The sequence below is a fragment of the Rhodocyclus tenuis genome (assembly GCF_014197755.1).
Classification (GTDB): Bacteria; Pseudomonadota; Gammaproteobacteria; order Burkholderiales; family Rhodocyclaceae; genus Rhodocyclus; species Rhodocyclus tenuis.
In genome coordinates this window covers 261,227-279,408 of sequence record NZ_JACIGE010000005.1, presented here as the reverse complement: position 1 = coordinate 279,408, position 18,182 = coordinate 261,227, and the positions used below count along the sequence as shown (strand labels likewise).

Genomic DNA, 18,182 nt, shown 5'->3' with positions numbered 1-18,182 from the left:
GTCCCCTCGAAATGATCAAGATGGTGCAGGATCTCCGGCGCCACACTGTTGAGCAGGAAGGCAAGCAGAAACAGGCCGAGGATTTTGGCGTAATTGATCATATAACTTTTTGATTATATTTCGTTTTTCTGCACGACGGGCAGCCTTGCCGAAACAGTTGGGCAAAGCTAGGTCCGGCCAGCGGCAATGCTACCGCCAGGCACGGCCGACGAAGCGGACGACCAGTCAGACGACGCTGCGGATGGCGGGCGATTGTACGCACCCCGCTGGCGATCCGGAAGGTGGCCCGGTGCGACGGGCGCCGGTCGACCTCGCTATCCGGCAGCGAATAGCTGCGCTTGCCTTGCAGCCGTGACCCGAAGTTCTACAATGGAAAATATTCCCTTCAGCTTCGAGGTATTCGTCCCATGCGCCATTGATGCCGCCGTCAGCATGACGGCCAGTCTCCACCCCCCAAGAGTCGGGGGAGTTCCTGGCATCCCTGGAGTAAGGCATGACGAATCCGCTTCTCGCGCTGGCTGGCGTGTCCTTTGTTCTGCCCTCCGGCAGAACGCTTTTCTCGAATCTCGACGTACAGTTCGACCAGCGGCACGCCGGTCTGGTCGGACGCAACGGCGTCGGCAAGAGCGTGCTCGCGGCGATTCTGGCCGGCAGCCTGCGCGCGTCGACCGGGCGCAGAGTGTGTTCCGGCAGCGTGCATTACCTGCCACAGCAGATCGCGCCTACGGCAGACGCCGGCGTCGCTGATCTGGCAAGTGTGAACGGCGCACTGGCGGCACTTGCACGCATCGAGGCGGGCAGTGCCGCGGCAGAAGACTTTGCTGCCGTTGGCGATCGCTGGGATATCCGCCAGCGTTTTGAATTGGCGCTTGCGCGTAACGGCCTCGCTCATCTTGCGGCAGCGACGCCCGCCGCTCGCTTGAGTGGCGGTGAAGCCAGGCGCGTTGCCCTGATCGGCGCCATGCTCGCGGACGCTGACTTCCTGATTCTCGACGAACCCAGCAACCACCTGGATCGGCCGAACCGGCTGGCGCTGATCGAACAACTGCAGCGCTGGCCGCGCGGACTGCTGGTGATCAGCCACGACCGGCAGCTGCTCGATGGCATGCAACGCATCCTGGAATTATCTTCCCGGGGACTGTTCAGTTATGGCGGCAACCATGCGTTCTATTCCCGCTGCAAAGCACAGGAGCAGCAGAACGCGCTCCAGACGCTCGAACAATGCCGCGACGAATACCGGCGCGAAGAAAAATCGATGCGCGAACAGCGCGAGCGCCAGGAGCAAAGACAGGCCAGAGGCAACAGGGTTGCTCATGTCGCCAATCAGGCCAGCATCCTGTTGGGCGGTCAGAAAGAGCGCAGCGAAAACTCGACCGGCAAGCTGCGCCAGCAGCATGACAGCAAGCGACAGCAACTCGCCCTGCGCGTGCACGAAGCCGCGCAAAGGGTGGACCGCGAAGCACCGATCAAGCTGCACGCGCCGCCGGTCAGCCCGGCAGCACAACGCCGTGTGGCGTACCTGGACGCAGTGGAGCTGCCCTTCGTTGCGGGCGCTACGCACGGCATCAGCCTGATTCTGACTGGTCAGCAGCGGCTCGGTGTGGTCGGCGCCAATGGCTGCGGCAAATCGACGCTGCTCAAATTGCTCGCCGGCCGGCTAGAGCCGCTGGCCGGAAGCCGCCACGTCACGGCCAGGAGCGTCTACCTCGACCAGCGGCTCGACAATCTGGACCTGCAGCGGCCGCTACTGGAACAGATGCTGGCAACCACGCGCGGCGCCAGCGAAGCTCAGTTGCGCATGCGCCTCGCACAACTCGGACTCGATGCGCAGAAGATCATGCTTCCCGCCGGCGTGCTCAGTGGCGGCGAACGCCTGATGGCGACGCTGGCCAGCGCGCTCTATATCGACCCGCCCGCAGAGCTGCTCTTGTTCGACGAGCCGGATAATCACCTCGATCTACCCTCGCTGCAGGCGCTGGCGAGCCAGTTGCGCGAGTACCACGGCGCCCTGGTCGTGGTGTCACACGACCAGGCTTTTCTCGACAGCCTTGGCCTGACGCATCGACTGCTGGCAAGCGGACAGGGCTGGCTGATCGAGTCGTGGTGAATGCAGACATGGCTGCCAAGCGCGGCGGGTGGACAACTGACGCTAGGGCCGCTCGAGAATGCGCGCGCCCGCCCCCTTCGTTCCGAGCACGTCGCCCGGATTGCGCAGCGGACACTCCTCCAGCGACAGGCAGCCGCAGCCGATGCACTGGTTCAGCTCATCGCGCAGCCGGGTCAGCTTGTTGATGCGCTCGTCGAGACCGTCGCGCCAGCCGGACGCCAGCGTTTTCCACTGGCTCGCGGAAAGCTTGCTGCCGGGTGGGAAACGACTCAGCGCGGCGCCGATGTCTTCGAGCGGGATGCCGGTGCGCTGCGCCACCTTGATCACGGCGATATAGCGCAGCACGACCGGCGCGTAGCGGCGCTGGTTGCCTTCGCTGCGCACGCTGCTGATCAGGCCTTTCGACTCGTAGAAGTGGATGGTCGACACCGGCACGCCACTGCGCCGGGCGATGACGCCGATCGGGAGAAGCGGCGTGGCGCCGGTCGAAATTGCTTTGCGCATGCCTATTGACCTCAAGTTAAGTTGAGGTTTTATAGTCTATCCCATCCGACCCGGCCTTAGAGAAGAGACCTTCAGTTTTGGTTCCGGCGAGGAAAACACATCAGGGTGTTTTCGGGAGCAAAGCATGAACGACCCTCTGCAGGAAAAATCGCCGGGAACGGCCGGCGCGTGGCGTCCGCTGCTCGTCGCTGCCGCGCTCCTCGCCCTCATCGCCGGCGCGCTGTGGGCGTGGCGCAGCGCGCACAACAGCGGAAATGGCTATCGCCCGCCCGGCGCCATCGACGTCGTCGTGGTGCCAATGGTCGCCGAATCGGCGCCGGACACGCTGGCTGCGCTGGGCGAGCTGCGCGCGCTGCGGCAGGTAAGCGTCGCCAACGAAATCCCCGGCCGCATCGCCCGCATCGCGTTCACGCCCGGCCAGAGCGTCAAGGCCGGCACCCTCCTCGTCCAGCTCGACGATTCGACCGAACAGGCCAATCTGCTGGCCGCGCAGGCCAGCACGCGCTTCGCGCAGCAGCAGTGGCAACGCGCCAGCGAACTGGCGGATTCGGGCGCCATCGCCCGGGAACTGCTCGAGCAACGCCGCGCCGAGCGCGACCAGAGCGCGGCGCAAGTGCTGCAACTGGAAACGCGCATCCGCAAGATGCACGTCAGGGCGCCTTTCGCCGGCGAACTCGGGCTGCGCCAAGTCGATATCGGTCAGTACCTCAACGCCGGCGACACGCTCGTCACGCTGACCGACCTCGACTCGCTGTACGTGAACTTCGACGTGCCGCAGCAGGCGCTCGACCGTCTGCGCGTCGGCCAGCACGTCGCGGTGCGCAGCGATACGCCGGGTGCCACGCCGCTACCGGCGCGCATCAGCGCGATCGAACCGCAGGTCGGCCGCGACACGCGCAACGCCACGGTGCAGGCAACGCTCGCCAATCCGCAGCGCGCGCTGCGCCCCGGCATGTACGTCACGGTCGCCGTCGAACTGCCGGCCGAGCCCGACGCGCTGCTGATCCCGGCAACGGCAGTGCTCACTTCGGCGATCGGCGACGCCGCCGTCGTCGTGCGCGATCTCGACGCGCAGGAAACCGGCAAGGCCGAAATCGTTCCGCTCACGCTCGGCCGGCGCATCGGCGACCGCGTGCTCGTCAAACAGGGGCTCAAGGCCGGCGATCTCGTCGTCAGCGAAGGCCAGTTGCGCATCCAGCCCGGCGCCGCCGTGCATCGGGTGCAAAAGCCGGCAGCCGATGCTGCTGTCCATGCGGGGAGCGGCCAATGAGCTTCACCGACCTGTTCATCCGCCGGCCGATCCTGTCGCTGACGCTGAGCCTGCTGATCCTGCTCACCGGCATCGCCGCGCTGTTCGCGCTGCCGATGCGCCAGTACCCGAAGATGGAAAGCGCCACCATCGTCGTCAACACGCGCTATCCCGGCGCGACACAGGAGGTGATGCAGGGCTTCGTGACGACGCCGATCGCGCAGGCGATCGCCACCGCCAACGGCATCGAGTACCTGAGTTCGACCTCGACCACCGGCAACAGCCAGATCAAGGCCAAGCTCGTTCTCAACGCCAACGCCGACCGCGCGATGACCGAGATCCTCGCCAAGGTGCAGCAGGTGAAATACCGGCTGCCGGATGGCGCCTACGACCCGGTGATCGAGAAGATCACCGATGGCGTTTCCGCCGTGCAGTATCTGGCCTTCGTCGGCGAGCAGCAGAGCATCGCGCAGATCACCGATTTCGTCTCCCGCGTCGCGCAGCCGCTGATCACCTCGGTGCCGGGAGTCGCTTCGACCGAACTGCACGGCGGCCAGACCTTCGCCATGCGCCTGTGGGTCGATCCGCTCAAGCTGGCGGCGCACGGCCTTGCCGCCAGCGACCTGCTCACCGCGCTGCGCAGCAACAACGTGCAGGCGGCGCCGGGCGCGCTGAAGGGCGCCGAGACGCTGATCCCGATCACCGCCGCCACCGATCTGCGCAGCGTGCAGGCCTTCCGCGACATGGTGATCAAGCGCGCCGACAACAGCGTCGTGCGCCTGTCGGATGTGGCGACGGTCGAACTCGGCGGCCAGAACTACGACAGCAGCTTCCTCAACGACGGCAAGCTTGCCGTCTCGCTGTCGGTAGCGCCAACGCCCGACGGCAATCCGCTGACCATCGTCGCCGGCGTCAACGCGCTGCTGCCCGAGCTGCAACGCGCCGCGCCGCCGGGGTTGCAGGTGGTCAATTCATTCGACACCGCGCGCTTCGTGCACGCGTCGATCGACGAAGTGATCCGCACGCTGCTCGAAGCGATCGTCATCGTCGTGCTGGCGATCTTCCTGTTTCTCGGTTCGCTGCGCGCGGTGCTGATCCCGATCGTCACCATTCCGCTGTCGCTGGTGGGCACGGCGGCACTGATGCTGGTCTGCGGCTTTTCGCTCAACCTGCTGACGCTGCTGGCGATGGTGCTGGCGATCGGGCTGGTCGTCGACGACGCCATCGTCGTCGTCGAGAACATCCATCGCCACATCGAGGACGGGCTGTCGCCGCCGCGCGCGGCGCTGGTCGGCGCGCGCGAGATCGTCACGCCGGTGATCGCCATGACGATCACGCTAGCCGCCGTCTATGCGCCGATCGGCCTGATGGGTGGGCTGACCGGCGCGCTCTTCCGCGAGTTCGCGTTCACGCTGGCCGGTTCGGTGATCGTCTCCGGTCTGATCGCGCTGACGCTCTCGCCGATGATGAGCAGCTACCTGCTCGGCGCACGCGTCGCCGAAGGGCGCTTCGCGCAGCGCGTCGAACAGGCGATGCACGGGCTGGCGCAGGGCTACGGTCGCCTGCTCGAACACACGCTGCACGCGCGCTCGGGCGTGCTGCTGGTCTGCGCCGCGGTGCTGGTCGGCATCGTCGTGCTCTTCCTCGGCGTCAAGCGCGAACTGGCGCCGCGCGAGGACCAGGGCTACGTCTTCATCCAGACCAAGGCGCCGCAGTACGCCAACCTCGCCTATACGGAACGTTTCGCGCAGGACGTGCAAGGCTTTTTCCGCGCGCTGCCCGACTACGCGACGAGCTTCATGGTCAACGGCGCCGGCAGCCAGAACATCGGCTTCGGCGGCGTCGTGCTCAGCCCATGGGCCGAGCGCCGGCAGAGCGCCGATCAGGTGCAGAACACGCTGAACGGCCGCGCGCCGGGAATCACCGGCGTGTCGCTGACGGCTTTCCAGCCGGCGCCCTTGCCGGCGGGCAGCGGCGGTCTGCCGGTGCAGATGGTGCTGCGCGCGCCCGACGATTTCCCAGCGCTCTACCGGACAATGGAAGAGATCAAGAGCGCGGCGAGGAAAAGCGGCCTCTTCGCCTTCGTCGAGAGCGACCTCGCCTTCGACAGCCCGCAGGCGCGGCTGTCGATCAACGCCGCCAAGGCCGGCGAGATGGGCGTGTCGATGAGCGCCATCGCTGACACGCTGGCGACGCTGGTCGGCGAGGCGACGATCAACCGCTTCAACTGGTTCGACCGTTCCTACGACGTCATCGCGCAGGTGCCGCAAGGCAAGCGCCGCGCGCCCGACGACCTGACCGGCTACTACGTGCGCGCGCAGTCGGGAGCACTGGTGCCGCTGGCGACGCTGGTAGACGTGCAGGTCAGGCCGGCGCCGAACCGCCTGCCGCAGTTCAACCAGATGAACGCAGCGACGCTGTCGGGCGTACTGCTGCCCGGTGTCACCATGGGCCAGGCCGTCGACTACCTCGAACAATTGCCGCTGCCGGCCGGCGCGCGCATCGACTGGCTGTCCGACAGCCGCCAGTACGTGCACGAAGGCAATCGTCTGACGCTCTCCTTCGCTTTCGCGCTGGTGGTGATCTTCCTCGTGCTGGCGGCACAGTTCGAGAGCCTGCGCGACCCGCTGGTGATCCTGGTGACGGTGCCGCTGGCAATCTGCGGCGCGCTGACGCCGCTCTGGCTCGGCTACACCACGCTCAACATCTACACGCAGATCGGCCTGGTGACGCTGATCGGGCTGATCTCCAAACACGGCATCCTGATGGTCTCGTTCGCCAACGACATCCAGAAAAACGAGGCACTGCCACCGCTCGAGGCGATCCGCAAGGCCGCCGTGATCCGCATGCGGCCGGTGCTGATGACGACGACGGCGATGATCGTCGGCCTGGTGCCACTGCTCTTCGCCAGTGGCGCCGGCGCCGGCAGCCGTTTCGCAATCGGCATCGTCGTCGTCAGCGGCATGATGATCGGCACCTTGTTCACGCTGTTCGTGCTGCCGACGATCTACAGCCTCTTGGCGCGCGATCACCACGCGCACGCCAACTCGATGCGCGCGCGCGAACTCACCGATATGCCAGCGACCAGCGGGGAACTGCGCCATGTGTAATCGCCGACTCGTTCCGCTGGCCGCATTCGTGCCAACGCTGCTGCTCGGCGCCTGCGCCGTCGGCCCGCACTATGTCGCGCCGCCGCTGCCGGAAACCGCCGCGCAGCCCTTCATCAGCGCCGGTGCTACGGCAAGCGCCGCCCCACTGCCCGCGCGCTGGTGGCGGCTGTACGAAGACCCCGTGCTCGACGCACTGGTGCAACGCGCCTTCGCCGCCAACACCGACCTGCGCGTCGCCACCGCCAACCTCGAACGCGAGCGCGCTGTGCTGTCCGCAGCCGAAGTCGCCCGCCTGCCGTCGACGCAGATCAGCGCCGCGCGCAGCGACGGCGACAACACGTCCTCAACCGGTAACGGCAGCCTGTTGCCGCAGCGGCAATGGACGACGAGCGGTGGCATCGCGGTGGCCTGGGAAGTCGACCTGCCGGGCCGCGTACGGCGTCTGGTCGAAGCGGCGAACGCCGATGTCGAGGCCGTCGCGGCGGCACGCGACGGCGTTCGCGTCGCCGTCGCCGCCGACACCACGCGCCAGTACGTTCTCGCCTGCACGCTCGCCGAATCGCTGGCGGCAGCGCAGGAGTCGATTGCCGTCGCCCGGCAGACGCTCGCGCTGAGCGAACAGCGCGAGCACGCCGGCGCGGCCGCGCGTCTCGAGGTCGAGCGCGCCGCCGTGACACGCGCCAATGCCGAGGCGGCGTTGCCGCCGCTTGAGGCGCGTCGGCGCAACGCGCTGCTGGCGCTGGCGGCGCTGCTCGGCGGCACGCCGGCCGACATTCCGCCGGCCGCGGCGGCCTGCGCCAGGGCGCCGACGCTGGCCGCGCCGATTCCGGCAGGCGACGGTGCCGCGCTGCTGCGTCGCCGACCAGACATCCGCCAGGCCGAACGCCGGCTGGCGGCGGACACGGCGCGCATCGGCGTCGCCACCGCCGACCTCTATCCGCGCATCTCGCTCGCCGGCGCCAGCAGCTATGCGCACACCGCTGGCCAGAGCAGCGACAGCTGGAGCTTCGCCGTCGGCCCACTGCTCGCGTGGAGCTTCCCCAACATCAGCGCCGCGCGGGCACGCATCGGGCAGTCCGAGGCGCAGAGTCGGGCGTCGCTGGCGGCCTTCGACGGCAGCGTGGTGAACGCGCTGCGCGAGGCCGAGCAGGCGCTTTCCAGCCTCGACGCCGAACAGCAACGCCAGACCCGGCTCGCCGAGGCCGAACGGCACGCGCGTAGCGCCTACGCTCTGGCCGAAGCGCGCTATCGCGCCGGCAGCGCCTCGCAGCTCGAACTGCTCGACGCCAGCCGCGAGGAGATCGCTGCCCGCTCGACGCGCCTGGAATCGGCGGTCGCGCTCAACGGCGCGCGCATCGACGTCTTCCGCGCGCTCGGCGGCGGCTGGGAAAGCGACAGCGCAGCCCCCTCAATTCATCCATCGACGCCCTGAAAGACCGCCATGCCGAACGCTGTTTCCCGTTTGCTCAATTTCCTCCGGACCACCCTGCTGCGCCCGTCGGTGCGCTATTCGCTGCTGGCACTGCTTGGCACCGGTTTCATCGCCGGCATCGCCTTCATCGGCGGCACGCATTACACCTTCGAGGCGACGAGTTCGCCGGGATTCTGCGCCGATGCCTGCCACGAAATGGCGACGGTAAGCACGGAGTACAAGCAGAGCGCGCACTACAACAACCGCAGCGGCGTCCGCGCCGACTGCGCCGACTGCCATATCCCCAAGCCGCTCGGACCGAAAGTGGAAAAGAAGCTCCTCTCGGCCAAGGAACTGTGGGGCAAGCTCAGCGGCAGCATCAGCACGCCCGAGAAATTCGCCGCCAAACGCCTCGAACTGGCGCAGCACGAATGGGCGCGCATGAAGGCGACCGACTCGCGCGAATGCCGCAGCTGCCATCAGGTGCAGGGCATGGCGGCCGACAAGCAGACGCCGCGCGCCAGTGCCATGCACGCGATGATCGGTCAGGACGGTCAGACCTGCATCGACTGCCACAAGGGAATCGCCCACCAGCTGCCCGAGAACATTCCCGACGGTGAATGACGCCCACGCCGCTCACCGCCACCCCTTGCCAATCTTGTGAAAGGAAGCCTCATGCAGCCATCGACCCGCCTCGCCCTCGTTCTCCCGCTCGCGCTCGCCTGCAGCGCCGCGTTTGCCGCGCCCGACTGGAGCAAGATTCCGGCGCGCGCGATCACGGTGTTCCACGCCGGTGCAACCTCGTTCGAGTGGATCGGCAGCGAGCACCCCGGCGCCAGCATCGTCAAGGCCGGGCAGCCGTGCATCATCTGTCACGAAACGAAGAAGGGCCTCGACTACACCGCCAAGAAACTGGTGCCGCGCGAACCCGACGCGCAGGCAATGCCGAAAACGGTGAGCTTCCCGGTGAGCGTGCAGGCCGCAGTGGAAAAGGGAACGCTCAACGTGCGCCTGTCGTTCAAACCGCCGGCCGACAGCAAGCCCGGCAGCGACGCCGACAACGAACTCAAGGCGGCGATCATGCTGCTCGACGACAAGGTGCCGCAGGCCAAGCTCGCCGGCTGCTGGACGAGCTGCCACAAGGACATGCGCGGGATGCCCGGCGGCGATGCGAAGAAGGGCAAGTACGTCAGCGCCGGCAGCTTCGAGCTGCTGCAATGGAAGAGCGGCAAGACGCCGGCGGCGCTGCCGGCCGGCGTCAAGGTCGAGAGCGGCAAGGACGGTGACAGGACTACCGTCACCTTCTCGCGCAAGCTCGGCGGCGCCGTCGTCGAGGGGCGCAGCGTTCCCTTCGGCATCGCCATCCACGCCAACCGTGCGGCCGGCCGCATGCACTACGTCTCGCTCGGCTACCGCCTCGGCATCGGCGGCGCGGCGGGTGAGGTGCAGGCGCTGGCTCGCTGAAACCGCAATGCGGGCGCAAGCGCTGTCTGAGCAAAAACCCGCACCGCGCGGTGTGGCGACGAAGCCGAAACGGCGTGGCAAAACTGTCTGCGTGCCCCGGAACCGGGCTCCGGCAGGCAGTTCACGAACAATTTGCCGACCCGCTCCCCGTCGCCACATCCATTGGCTCAGGGCTGCCCGATGGCTTTCAACTGGCTTGGCGGCATGCCGAACTGGCGGCGAAATGCGGCGGCGAAATGACTGGTGTTGGTATAGCCCAGGTCTGTCGCAATCACGCTGATTGGCGCCTGTTCAAGCTGCAGTCTGGTCCGCGCCGCGTGCATGCGTTCCCGCTGGAAGAGCGCGTAAGGACTTGACCCGAACAGACGCCGGAAGCCTCGCGTCAAAGTCGGCTCACTCATCCCCGCCAGTTCGGCCAGTTCGGCCAGGGTCGGCGCATGGCTGAGGTCTGACAGGAGCCGATCGCGTGCGCGCAGCAATCGGGCATCGCTTGAAGCTTGGTCGCGGTTGCCGAACTCCAGGGTCCGCGCCTCAAAAAACAGTCCGATCAGTGTGAGCGCCTGGCCTTGCAGCCAGAGGGAATGGTTGGAGTTCGCCTGCAGCCCGGCGACGAGCGCCCGGTTGAGCCATTTCGCGGTAACCAGCAGTTCAGCGCCGCGATAGCCGGTGGCGACACCGCCGCCGGCGATCAGTCGCTGCATCCCTGGATCAAGCCTCGGCTCCCAGGCAAGCAGGATGTCGGGCCGGACCATGACCGACAGGCTCTCCACGGTCCCCTGCTGGCGATAACGCCCGCAGCGCCCGGGTCCATAGCTGATGTTGCCTGCTCCGGCCTCAATCGCGTAGGCGCGCGGCTCGCCTGCCTCGAAGGCGCAGCTGGCGCCCCCCTGAAGACCGCAGATGAAACTGAAGCTGATGCGATCGCTGTCATCGCGCAAGCATATGTCCAGCGGCTCCTCGAAGTGACCGTGCCAGTGCAGCAGCTCCATGCCGTCTCTCAGCGGCAATTGAAGCACACGACAACACGCGCCCTGCCCCAGCTTCGTCACTGAGGCGTCAGCAACCAGTCGGGATACCGGAATACCGGATCTGATGCGCTGCGGATCACGGTCAGACATGAAGAGGAGGGCTTCCTTGACGTATTCGGGGTGAAACTTGAGCGGCTTCGGGCGGCGATTAATTTGCGAACGATTATCATCTAGAAACACTGTATTGGCAAACCCGGACGCCGACAGGCCCTCCGGGGAATGCCACCCCGATGCTTTCCACAATCAGGAGTCGCCATGCCCAACCGCCCCGATCCCGAAGCCGCCGACACGCAGCCATGTACCACGCGCGGCAATATCCGTCCGCTGGCCGTTTATTGCTTGCTGGCCATGCTCTCGCCTCTGTGCGCCGCGCAGGAGCACGCCCAAGACCACGCGCAAAAGGCTGGCGCAACGCGGCAAGATAGCAAGCTCGATACAGCTGCCGTTACGCCGCTATCGCCCGTCGTCATCACTGAGCGCAGGTCTGAGTTCGTTCCCGGTGAGCAGCCCTTCAGTGTCAGCACGATCGAAGCGGAAGAACTGACGACCCGCCGTCTGGAAAGCGTCGAGCAGGTGTTGCGGTCCACACCGGGCATCAACGTCAATTCCTCAGGCGGAATGCTGGACAACAATGTGTACATCCGTGGCGTCGGTTCGCTTTACCAGAGCAGCAGCGACGATCTCATCCACGGATTGAGCATTGACGGTGTGCAGGTACCGTCGCGCTATCTCTCGCTCGGCACCCTCGATGTCGAGCGCATCGACATCCTGAAGGGGCCGCAGGGAACGCAAACCTCGGCCAGCGGCGCAGCAGGTCTGATCGATGTCCACACCCGGCGCCCCGGTGCGCACACTGAAGCTTCCGTACGTGCCGAACTCGGGCAGCAGGGCAAGAACCTCGAAGAGGCGGCAATCGGCGGCGCGCTGACAGATCGCCTCAGCGGCCGGCTTGCGGTGCGCCACAGCGGCGAGGATATGTGGGTCACCAACAGACGGAACGGCGAGCCGGTGAGCCAGCCGGACGACCTTGCATTCCGCGGCAGTCTGCTGGGCGAGTTGTCGGCGCGGACTTCCTTCGAGTTGAGCGCTTCGCAGCAACGCGTCAAGGAATCGCCCAACCTGCTGGTGCTGCGGCCCTATGGCAGTTCCCCGTCGCAGAATCTTCCGGCGGATACCTATCGGCCGAACAAGCAGACGCTGGGACTCTATTCGCTGCGCTTCAACCACGACTTCGAAAGCAGCCGGTTCAGCGCGACGACGGGTTACACAACGCAGGACTTCACGCGCGTGCTGCCCTATGACCAGGATCTGTTCCAGGCCTTGTTCGGCGCGCCGATGTCTTACGCCCAGACCTACCACGGCCGCGAGCATGTGTTCAGCCAGGACCTGCGCTGGGCCTCGCTTCCGGACATGCCTATGGCGTGGAACTTCGGCCTGTTTTTTTCCGACGGAAAGCGCTCGAACAACACCCTCCATCAGGCGCCTGCCAGCGGCGACGTGTTCGCCCGCAACTATGAAACCCGCCGCTATGCGCTGTATGGCGATGTGAGCTATCCACTGTCGGACAGGCTCAAGCTCAACACCGGACTGCGCCATGAGTGGTCGCGACGTGACTATGACGCCAGCTACAGCAACTCCGGAACGCCGGTGACGGACAAGCGCCGCATGAACGATGCCTACAACACCGGGCGAATCGGCTTGAGCTACGCATGGACCCGGCAAACCACCTTGTACAGCTCGCTGGCGCGTGGCTACAACGCGGCGTCTTTCCAGGACTTTGCCGGACAAATCTCGGACAGTGCCCCGTACAAGGCGGCCAAGGTCAACTCGGCGGAGCTGGGCTTCAAGTCGCAGCTGCCGGATCAGCGTTTAGCGATCAACGGCGCGCTCTTCTACAACGACGTCAAGGACAACCAGACACTGGTCTATGACACGAACACCTTCGTCAGCAGCGTCGAAAACGTGGACACGCGCAGCAAGGGCCTCGAACTGGGAGGCACGTGGCGAGTAGACGACCGCCTGACCGTGAAAGGCGGAGTCACCTACATGGATGCGCGGATTCTCAGCAACCTCGCCACCTCGGTAGGCAGCATCTCCAGCGGCAATCGCATGCCCGATGTCGCCCGGTGGTCCGCTGCGCTGGGCATTCAATACCGTAAGCCGCTCCCCGAATTCTGGGGAATGTCCTCGCCGGTCCTGAATACGCAGGCCGACTACGTTTATGTTGGCAAGCGCTCGGTTGACCCGCAAAACCATTTCGACATGAACAGCTACGGCAAGCTCGATCTGCGCGTTGGCGTACAGCAGGGGGGCACCGAGTTCTATGTCTGGGCTGACAACCTGCTGGACAAGCAGTACGAGCTTTACGGGTACTGGGGCTCGCCGACGGTGACCTATGGTGCGCCCTCACGGGGCCGCCTGGTGGGCCTGGGCTTCCGCCACCAGCTTTAAGGAAGGACTGTCGCATGAGCACCGAGGCAGTGCGCCACAAGATCGCGCCAGCAGCGCCGCTGGAAAAGCGCGTCTGGTGGCTGCTGGGCAGCCTGTACACGACACAGTCGGTGGCGCTGATGTTCTTCATGGGGGCCTTCGTCGCCATCCTGCTTGAACAGGGCGCCGCGATGGAGCGGATCAGCATGATCTATCTGGTGGGTATGGTCTGGCCCCTGAAGTTCCTCTGGTCACCTCTGGTGGACCGCTTTCAGCTCAGCCGGCACGGCCACTACCGGGGCTGGCTGATCCTGATGCAGGCCGGCATGGTGCTGACGCTGCTCGTGCTCGCGACACTCGATGTGGCGCGAGACTTTGACACCATCTATGCGCTTTGCCTGCTGATCGCAGTGCTCTCGGCGACGCAGGACATCGCCGTCGACGGGCTGGCGTGCCGGGTGCTGCCCGAGGCCCAGCGTGGCGTCGGCAATGGGCTGCAGATCAGCGGCGGACTGTTGGGCAACCTGCTTGGCGCAGGCGCCGTACTGATCGTCTATCGCCATGTCGGCTGGGCTGGCAGCATGGGCATCCTGGCTGCCGTGACCAGCGTCTCGCTGCTGCAATTGCTTGCCTACCGGGAACCACGCTGGCCGGTTTCGGAAAGCTCGACGCTGGCCTTCGTGGCGCGGCTATGGACATTCTGGCGACAGCCCGGAGCAAGGCGCTGGCTGGCGCTGGTCCTGCTCTATACCGTGAGCAGCAGCCTCGCCTACGCACTGATCACGCCGATGCTGCTGGCGCAGGGCTCCTCACTGGCGCGTATCGGCTGGGTCGTCAACGTGTTCGGTTCGATCGTCGGCGGCGTGGCGGCGATGCTCAGCGGCTGGTTTATCTACCGCCTGGGTCGGCGGCGGGCCTTGATCTGGGCCGCGATGATCCAGGTTCTGGGCATCGGCGCCATCGCGCTACCGCTGCTGGCAAGCGCAAGCGAAAGCACCCCGGTCGTCGCCGTCGGCCTGTACTTCTTTTGCTACAACCCGGCTGCAGTCGTACTCGCCACGCTGATGATGGACCATGTTTCACCTGACAGTCCGGCCACCGACTATAGCGTCCAGTTCAGCCTCAACCAGTTCTTCGCGCTCGGCATGATCGCCGCCGGCGCGGCACTGCTCGTGCCTTTGGGCCACGCCGGCGTGCTCGTACTCGCCGCCTTGCTGGCGCTGCTTGCCGTCGGGCTGGCCGTGAGCTACCGCGAACCGGCAAAACACCCTGGCAGTGCCGCGCTCAAGCCGACACTGGCGCGAGGTGCTGCATGAAGACAGCAGCGAAGCAAAGCCGGCAGCAGACACCGCTGACGCGGCCGCAGACCTTCCTCGCCCTCGCCTTGCGCGGTGCCCGCCCGCTCGGCTGGGCCTGCGTCGCCGCGGTCGGCTCAGCCGCATTGAGCATTGCGCCATTCTGGTGCCTGTACCTCATCGCACTTGAGCTGTTCGCCGCCAGTCCTGATCTGTCCGAAGTCAGGTATCTGGCGTTCTGGGCGCTGGGACTGCTGGCAATGCGCTGGGCGCTGATGGCGATCAGCCACGTGCTGGCGCACACCGGCGCCTTTGCCGTGCAACACCGGCTGCGGCTCGGCATGGCACAGCGAATGGGAGAGGTAGCACTGTCCTTCTTTGCCGGGCGCGGCTCAGGCAGCCTGCGGCGGACGATGACCGACGACGTGATCAATCTGGAGGGCTTTCTTGCCCACTTGCTGCCCGACGCGGTTGCCTCCGCCACCGTACCGCTGGTCACTCTGGTCCTGCTGTTCGCGCTTGACTGGCGGCTGGCGCTGGCCGCGCTGGTACCGCTGCCGCTGGCATTCGTCGCGCAAACGGTGCTGATGCGCCGCGCCGCTAGGCGCATGCGCGAATGGAGCGAGCTGCAAAAGCGCATCGCCGACCAGATCGGCGAATACGTACGCGGGATCACGGTCATCAAGTCCTTCGGCAGCGATGCACAGTCCTTTGGCGAGCTGTCACTGGCGATACACAAGGCGGTGGCCTGGGTCGAGGACTACGCGCGCGGCAGTTCAGCGGGCTGGGTACTGTTCACCGGCCTGCTCTCGGCCAATCTGGTCATTGTCGCACCGCTCGGTGCCTGGCTGCATGCGGGCGGCACGCTGGACCTGCCGACCTACATCCTGTTCCTGCTGCTTGCGCCGGTGGTGCTGCTGCCGCTGCTGCGACTGACGTTTGCGCTCGGCGAGCAGTTGCAGCGTGTCGAGGCGCTGACACGGATCAACGCGGTGCTCGCCGCCCCGAAGCTTGCGCAGACGGGACACGCCGCTCCTCCGCAAGGACCGCTGGCCATCGAATTCGAGAACGTACGGCATAGTTACGGCGACAAGACATCGCTGCGCGGGGTGAGCTTCAAGGCCGACGCCTGCCGCCTGACCGCGCTGGTCGGCGCCAGCGGCTCGGGAAAAAGCACGCTGATCAAGCTGGTGCCGAGACTGTACGAATACGACGCCGGCAGTGTCCGCGTCGGCGGTCTCGACGTGCGGCAATGGCCGCTGGATGCGCTCCTTGAGCGCATCGGCATCGTCTTCCAGGACGTATTCCTCTTTCATGGATCGGTAGCAGACAACCTGCGTCTGGCACAACCCGACGCCAGCGACGCGCAGCTGGAGGCGGCGGCACGCGCAGCGCGCGCGCACGAGTTCATCATGGCCTTGCCGCAGGGCTATGCCACCCCGCTCGGCGAACGCGGCGCCCGCCTCTCCGGCGGAGAGCGTCAACGCCTGTCGATCGCCCGGGCTCTGCTCAAGGACGCCCCGATCCTGCTGCTCGACGAAGCCACGGCCAGTGTCGATGCCGAGAACGAGGCTCTGATCCAGCAGGCACTCGACGTGCTGTGCCGCGACCGCAGCGTGCTGATGATCGCCCACCGCCTGCACACGGTGATGCACGCCGACCGCATCGTCGTGATGGAAGGTGGACGAATCGTCGGCCAGGGCCGGCACGCGGCACTACTGCGCGACTGCCCCGCTTACCAGCGACTCTGGCACGACCACGAGGCCGCGCGTCACTGGTCACTGGACGTCAGCGAGGCCGTTGCTCTCACGGAAGACCACTCATGATCGGCAATCTCATCTCCGTCGGCCAACGCCTCTCCGGCCGCAACGATCCGCGGCTGGCTTACGGAATCGCGTGCTCAGCGGCCGAAGGCCTGTTCGCCGCCGCACTGTATCCGCTCATCTATCTGCTGTTGCGCGAGGTCGAGGCCGGCGCGGTGACAACGCACAGTGCCGGCCTCTATGCACTGGCGATGTTCGCGTGCGTGATGTTGCGCATTGCTGCCGGCCGTATTGCCATGCCGATGCTGTTTTCCGCCGCCTATGCGTTGATGGGTGAAGCCCGCCTGCGTGTTGCCAATCACCTGCGGCGCCTGCCGATGGGCTGGTTCGCCCGCCAGCGCGGTGGCGATCTGAGCGCGCGCCTGACTTCCGATCTGGAGCTGGTCGAACACCTGTGGTCGCACTTTCTCGGCGTATTCGTCACCGGGCTGACGATGCCCATCTGCCTGATGGCCTTCCTGTTCTGGATTGACGTGCGCATGGCGCTGGCCGCACTGGCAGGCCTGCCCCCGGCGCTGCTGGCCCTGTGGTGGACGCAGCGCGTTGTCGGCCAGCCCGGCGAACGCCTGATCGCCGCCAGCGCATCGGTGCAGTCGGAACTGCTGGAGTACGTGCAAGGCATCGCCGTCATCCGCAGCTTCGGCCGCTTCGGCGACGCCTGGCAGCGGCTGTTGCGCAAGCTCGACGAACAGCATGCGGCACTGGTCGCCGTCGAGTCCAAGCCGACGCCGTGGCTGGTCTCTTACGGCTTCTTGCTCGAAGCCGGCTACGTCGGTCTGGTATTCGCCGGCGTCTGGTGGCTGTCGGCCGGGACTTTGTCGGCTCTGGTACTGGTCAGTTTCATGGTGCTGGTGTTGCCGGTGTATCGGCAACTGTTCGACGTCGGTCAGGCCATGCTGATGCTGCGCTTCTCCCGGCGCGCGATGTCCCGCATCGAGGAACTGCTGACTGAGCCCGTGCTACCGGAGCCGGCGAGTGCATTGCCGCCGCAAGGTCACGACATCGTCGTCGACGCGGTGCACTTCGCTTACGAAGGCGCTGCAGAGGTGGCGCTGCGTAGCGTCAGCTGCACTTTCCCGGCCCGGGGCCTGACGGCAATCGTCGGCCCGAGCGGCGCCGGCAAGACGACCCTGGTCCATCTGATTGCCCGCTTGTGGGACGTACAAGCGGGCGCCATCCGAATTGGCGGCGTAGACGTGCGCGACATCGGCAGCCATCTGCTGCACCGGCATGTGGCAATGGTCTTCCAGGACGTGGTGCTGTTCTCCGGCAGCGTCCGCGACAACCTGCGCATCGGTTGCCCTGACGCCAGCGACGACCAGATCGTCGCCGCCGCACGCCGGGCCTGCGCGCATGACTTCATCGAGGCCTTGCCGCAGGGCTACGACACCGTGCTCGACGAGGGCGGCGCTTCGCTCTCGGGCGGAGAACGTCAGCGCCTGTCGATCGCCCGGGCGCTGCTGCGCGATGCGCCGATACTTCTGCTCGACGAAGCGACGGCCAGCGTCGATCCGTCTGGCGAAGCCGAAATTCAACGCGCGCTGGCCGAACTGGCGCGGGGCCGGACGGTGATTGCCATCGCCCACCGGCTGCACAGCGTGCGCCACGCCGAGCAGATTCTGGTTCTCGATGGCGGGCGCCTCGTCGAACGGGGACGCCATGAAGAACTCGTGCAGCAGGCGGGAGTGTACGCCCGGCTGTGGGAACGGCAGATGCAGGCGCGCAGGTGGACGCTGGCGGCGTCAGGCGCACACTGAGACG

Annotated in this window: 12 protein-coding genes; 10 read left to right on the top strand and 2 right to left on the bottom strand. The window is 66.2% G+C overall.

All coding sequences use genetic code 11. The features are described 5' to 3' along the window. Positions 1-493 precede the first annotated feature (493 nt). Complete coding sequence (locus GGD90_RS09195; RefSeq protein WP_153118104.1) at positions 494-2,107, top strand: ATP-binding cassette domain-containing protein; 1,614 nt, start codon at positions 494-496, stop codon at positions 2,105-2,107. A gap of 42 nt (positions 2,108-2,149) precedes the next feature. On the opposite strand, the gene soxR is transcribed toward GGD90_RS09195, so the two are convergent. Further along, positions 2,150-2,611 (bottom strand): redox-sensitive transcriptional activator SoxR, encoded by a 462-nt coding sequence (gene soxR, locus GGD90_RS09190; RefSeq protein WP_153118106.1) that lies wholly within the window; start codon positions 2,609-2,611, stop codon positions 2,150-2,152. A gap of 124 nt (positions 2,612-2,735) precedes the next feature. On the opposite strand from soxR, the gene GGD90_RS09185 reads away from it, so the two are divergent. From GGD90_RS09185 to GGD90_RS09165, 5 genes are read left to right on the top strand one after another with little or no spacing between them, the layout of a single operon-like run. After that, a complete protein-coding gene (locus tag GGD90_RS09185; protein ID WP_153118108.1) occupies positions 2,736-3,881 on the top strand; it encodes an efflux RND transporter periplasmic adaptor subunit in 1,146 nt (381 codons plus the stop codon). Further along, positions 3,878-6,970 carry an efflux RND transporter permease subunit gene (locus GGD90_RS09180; RefSeq protein ID WP_153118110.1) on the top strand — a complete coding sequence of 1,031 codons (3,093 nt, stop codon included), beginning with the start codon at positions 3,878-3,880 and terminating at the stop codon, positions 6,968-6,970. Before GGD90_RS09185 ends, GGD90_RS09180 begins: the two co-directional genes overlap by 4 nt. Then, positions 6,963-8,402, top strand: coding sequence for an efflux transporter outer membrane subunit (locus GGD90_RS09175; protein ID WP_153118112.1), 1,440 nt, complete (start codon positions 6,963-6,965; stop codon positions 8,400-8,402). Before GGD90_RS09180 ends, GGD90_RS09175 begins: the two co-directional genes overlap by 8 nt. Before the next feature lie 9 nt (positions 8,403-8,411). Next, complete coding sequence (locus GGD90_RS09170) at positions 8,412-9,005, top strand: NapC/NirT family cytochrome c (protein ID WP_153118114.1); 594 nt, start codon at positions 8,412-8,414, stop codon at positions 9,003-9,005. A gap of 51 nt (positions 9,006-9,056) precedes the next feature. Next, positions 9,057-9,845 carry an ethylbenzene dehydrogenase-related protein gene (locus GGD90_RS09165; RefSeq protein WP_184415056.1) on the top strand — a complete coding sequence of 263 codons (789 nt, stop codon included), beginning with the start codon at positions 9,057-9,059 and terminating at the stop codon, positions 9,843-9,845. 167 nt (positions 9,846-10,012) lie between these two features. Here the strand turns inward: GGD90_RS09165 and GGD90_RS09160 are convergent, their stop codons facing one another. Next, a complete protein-coding gene (locus GGD90_RS09160; protein WP_153116228.1) occupies positions 10,013-11,116 on the bottom strand; it encodes a helix-turn-helix transcriptional regulator in 1,104 nt (367 codons plus the stop codon). Positions 11,117-11,128: 12 nt separating this feature from the next. Between GGD90_RS09160 and GGD90_RS09155 the strand changes: the two genes are divergently transcribed. Genes GGD90_RS09155 through GGD90_RS09140 form a run of 4 tightly spaced genes read left to right on the top strand, consistent with a single transcriptional unit; the run spans position 11,129 to position 18,178 of the window. Next, positions 11,129-13,324 carry a TonB-dependent receptor gene (locus GGD90_RS09155; RefSeq protein WP_184415054.1) on the top strand — a complete coding sequence of 732 codons (2,196 nt, stop codon included), beginning with the start codon at positions 11,129-11,131 and terminating at the stop codon, positions 13,322-13,324. Positions 13,325-13,338: 14 nt separating this feature from the next. Beyond that, positions 13,339-14,619, top strand: coding sequence for an MFS transporter (locus GGD90_RS09150; protein WP_153116226.1), 1,281 nt, complete (start codon positions 13,339-13,341; stop codon positions 14,617-14,619). Beyond that, positions 14,616-16,424: an ABC transporter ATP-binding protein gene (locus GGD90_RS09145; protein WP_153116225.1), complete on the top strand. Its 1,809-nt coding sequence runs from the start codon at positions 14,616-14,618 to the stop codon at positions 16,422-16,424. The genes GGD90_RS09150 and GGD90_RS09145 overlap by 4 nt, the downstream gene beginning before the upstream one ends. Further along, positions 16,421-18,178 (top strand): ABC transporter ATP-binding protein, encoded by a 1,758-nt coding sequence (locus GGD90_RS09140; RefSeq protein WP_153116224.1) that lies wholly within the window; start codon positions 16,421-16,423, stop codon positions 18,176-18,178. Before GGD90_RS09145 ends, GGD90_RS09140 begins: the two co-directional genes overlap by 4 nt. Positions 18,179-18,182 lie beyond the last annotated feature (4 nt).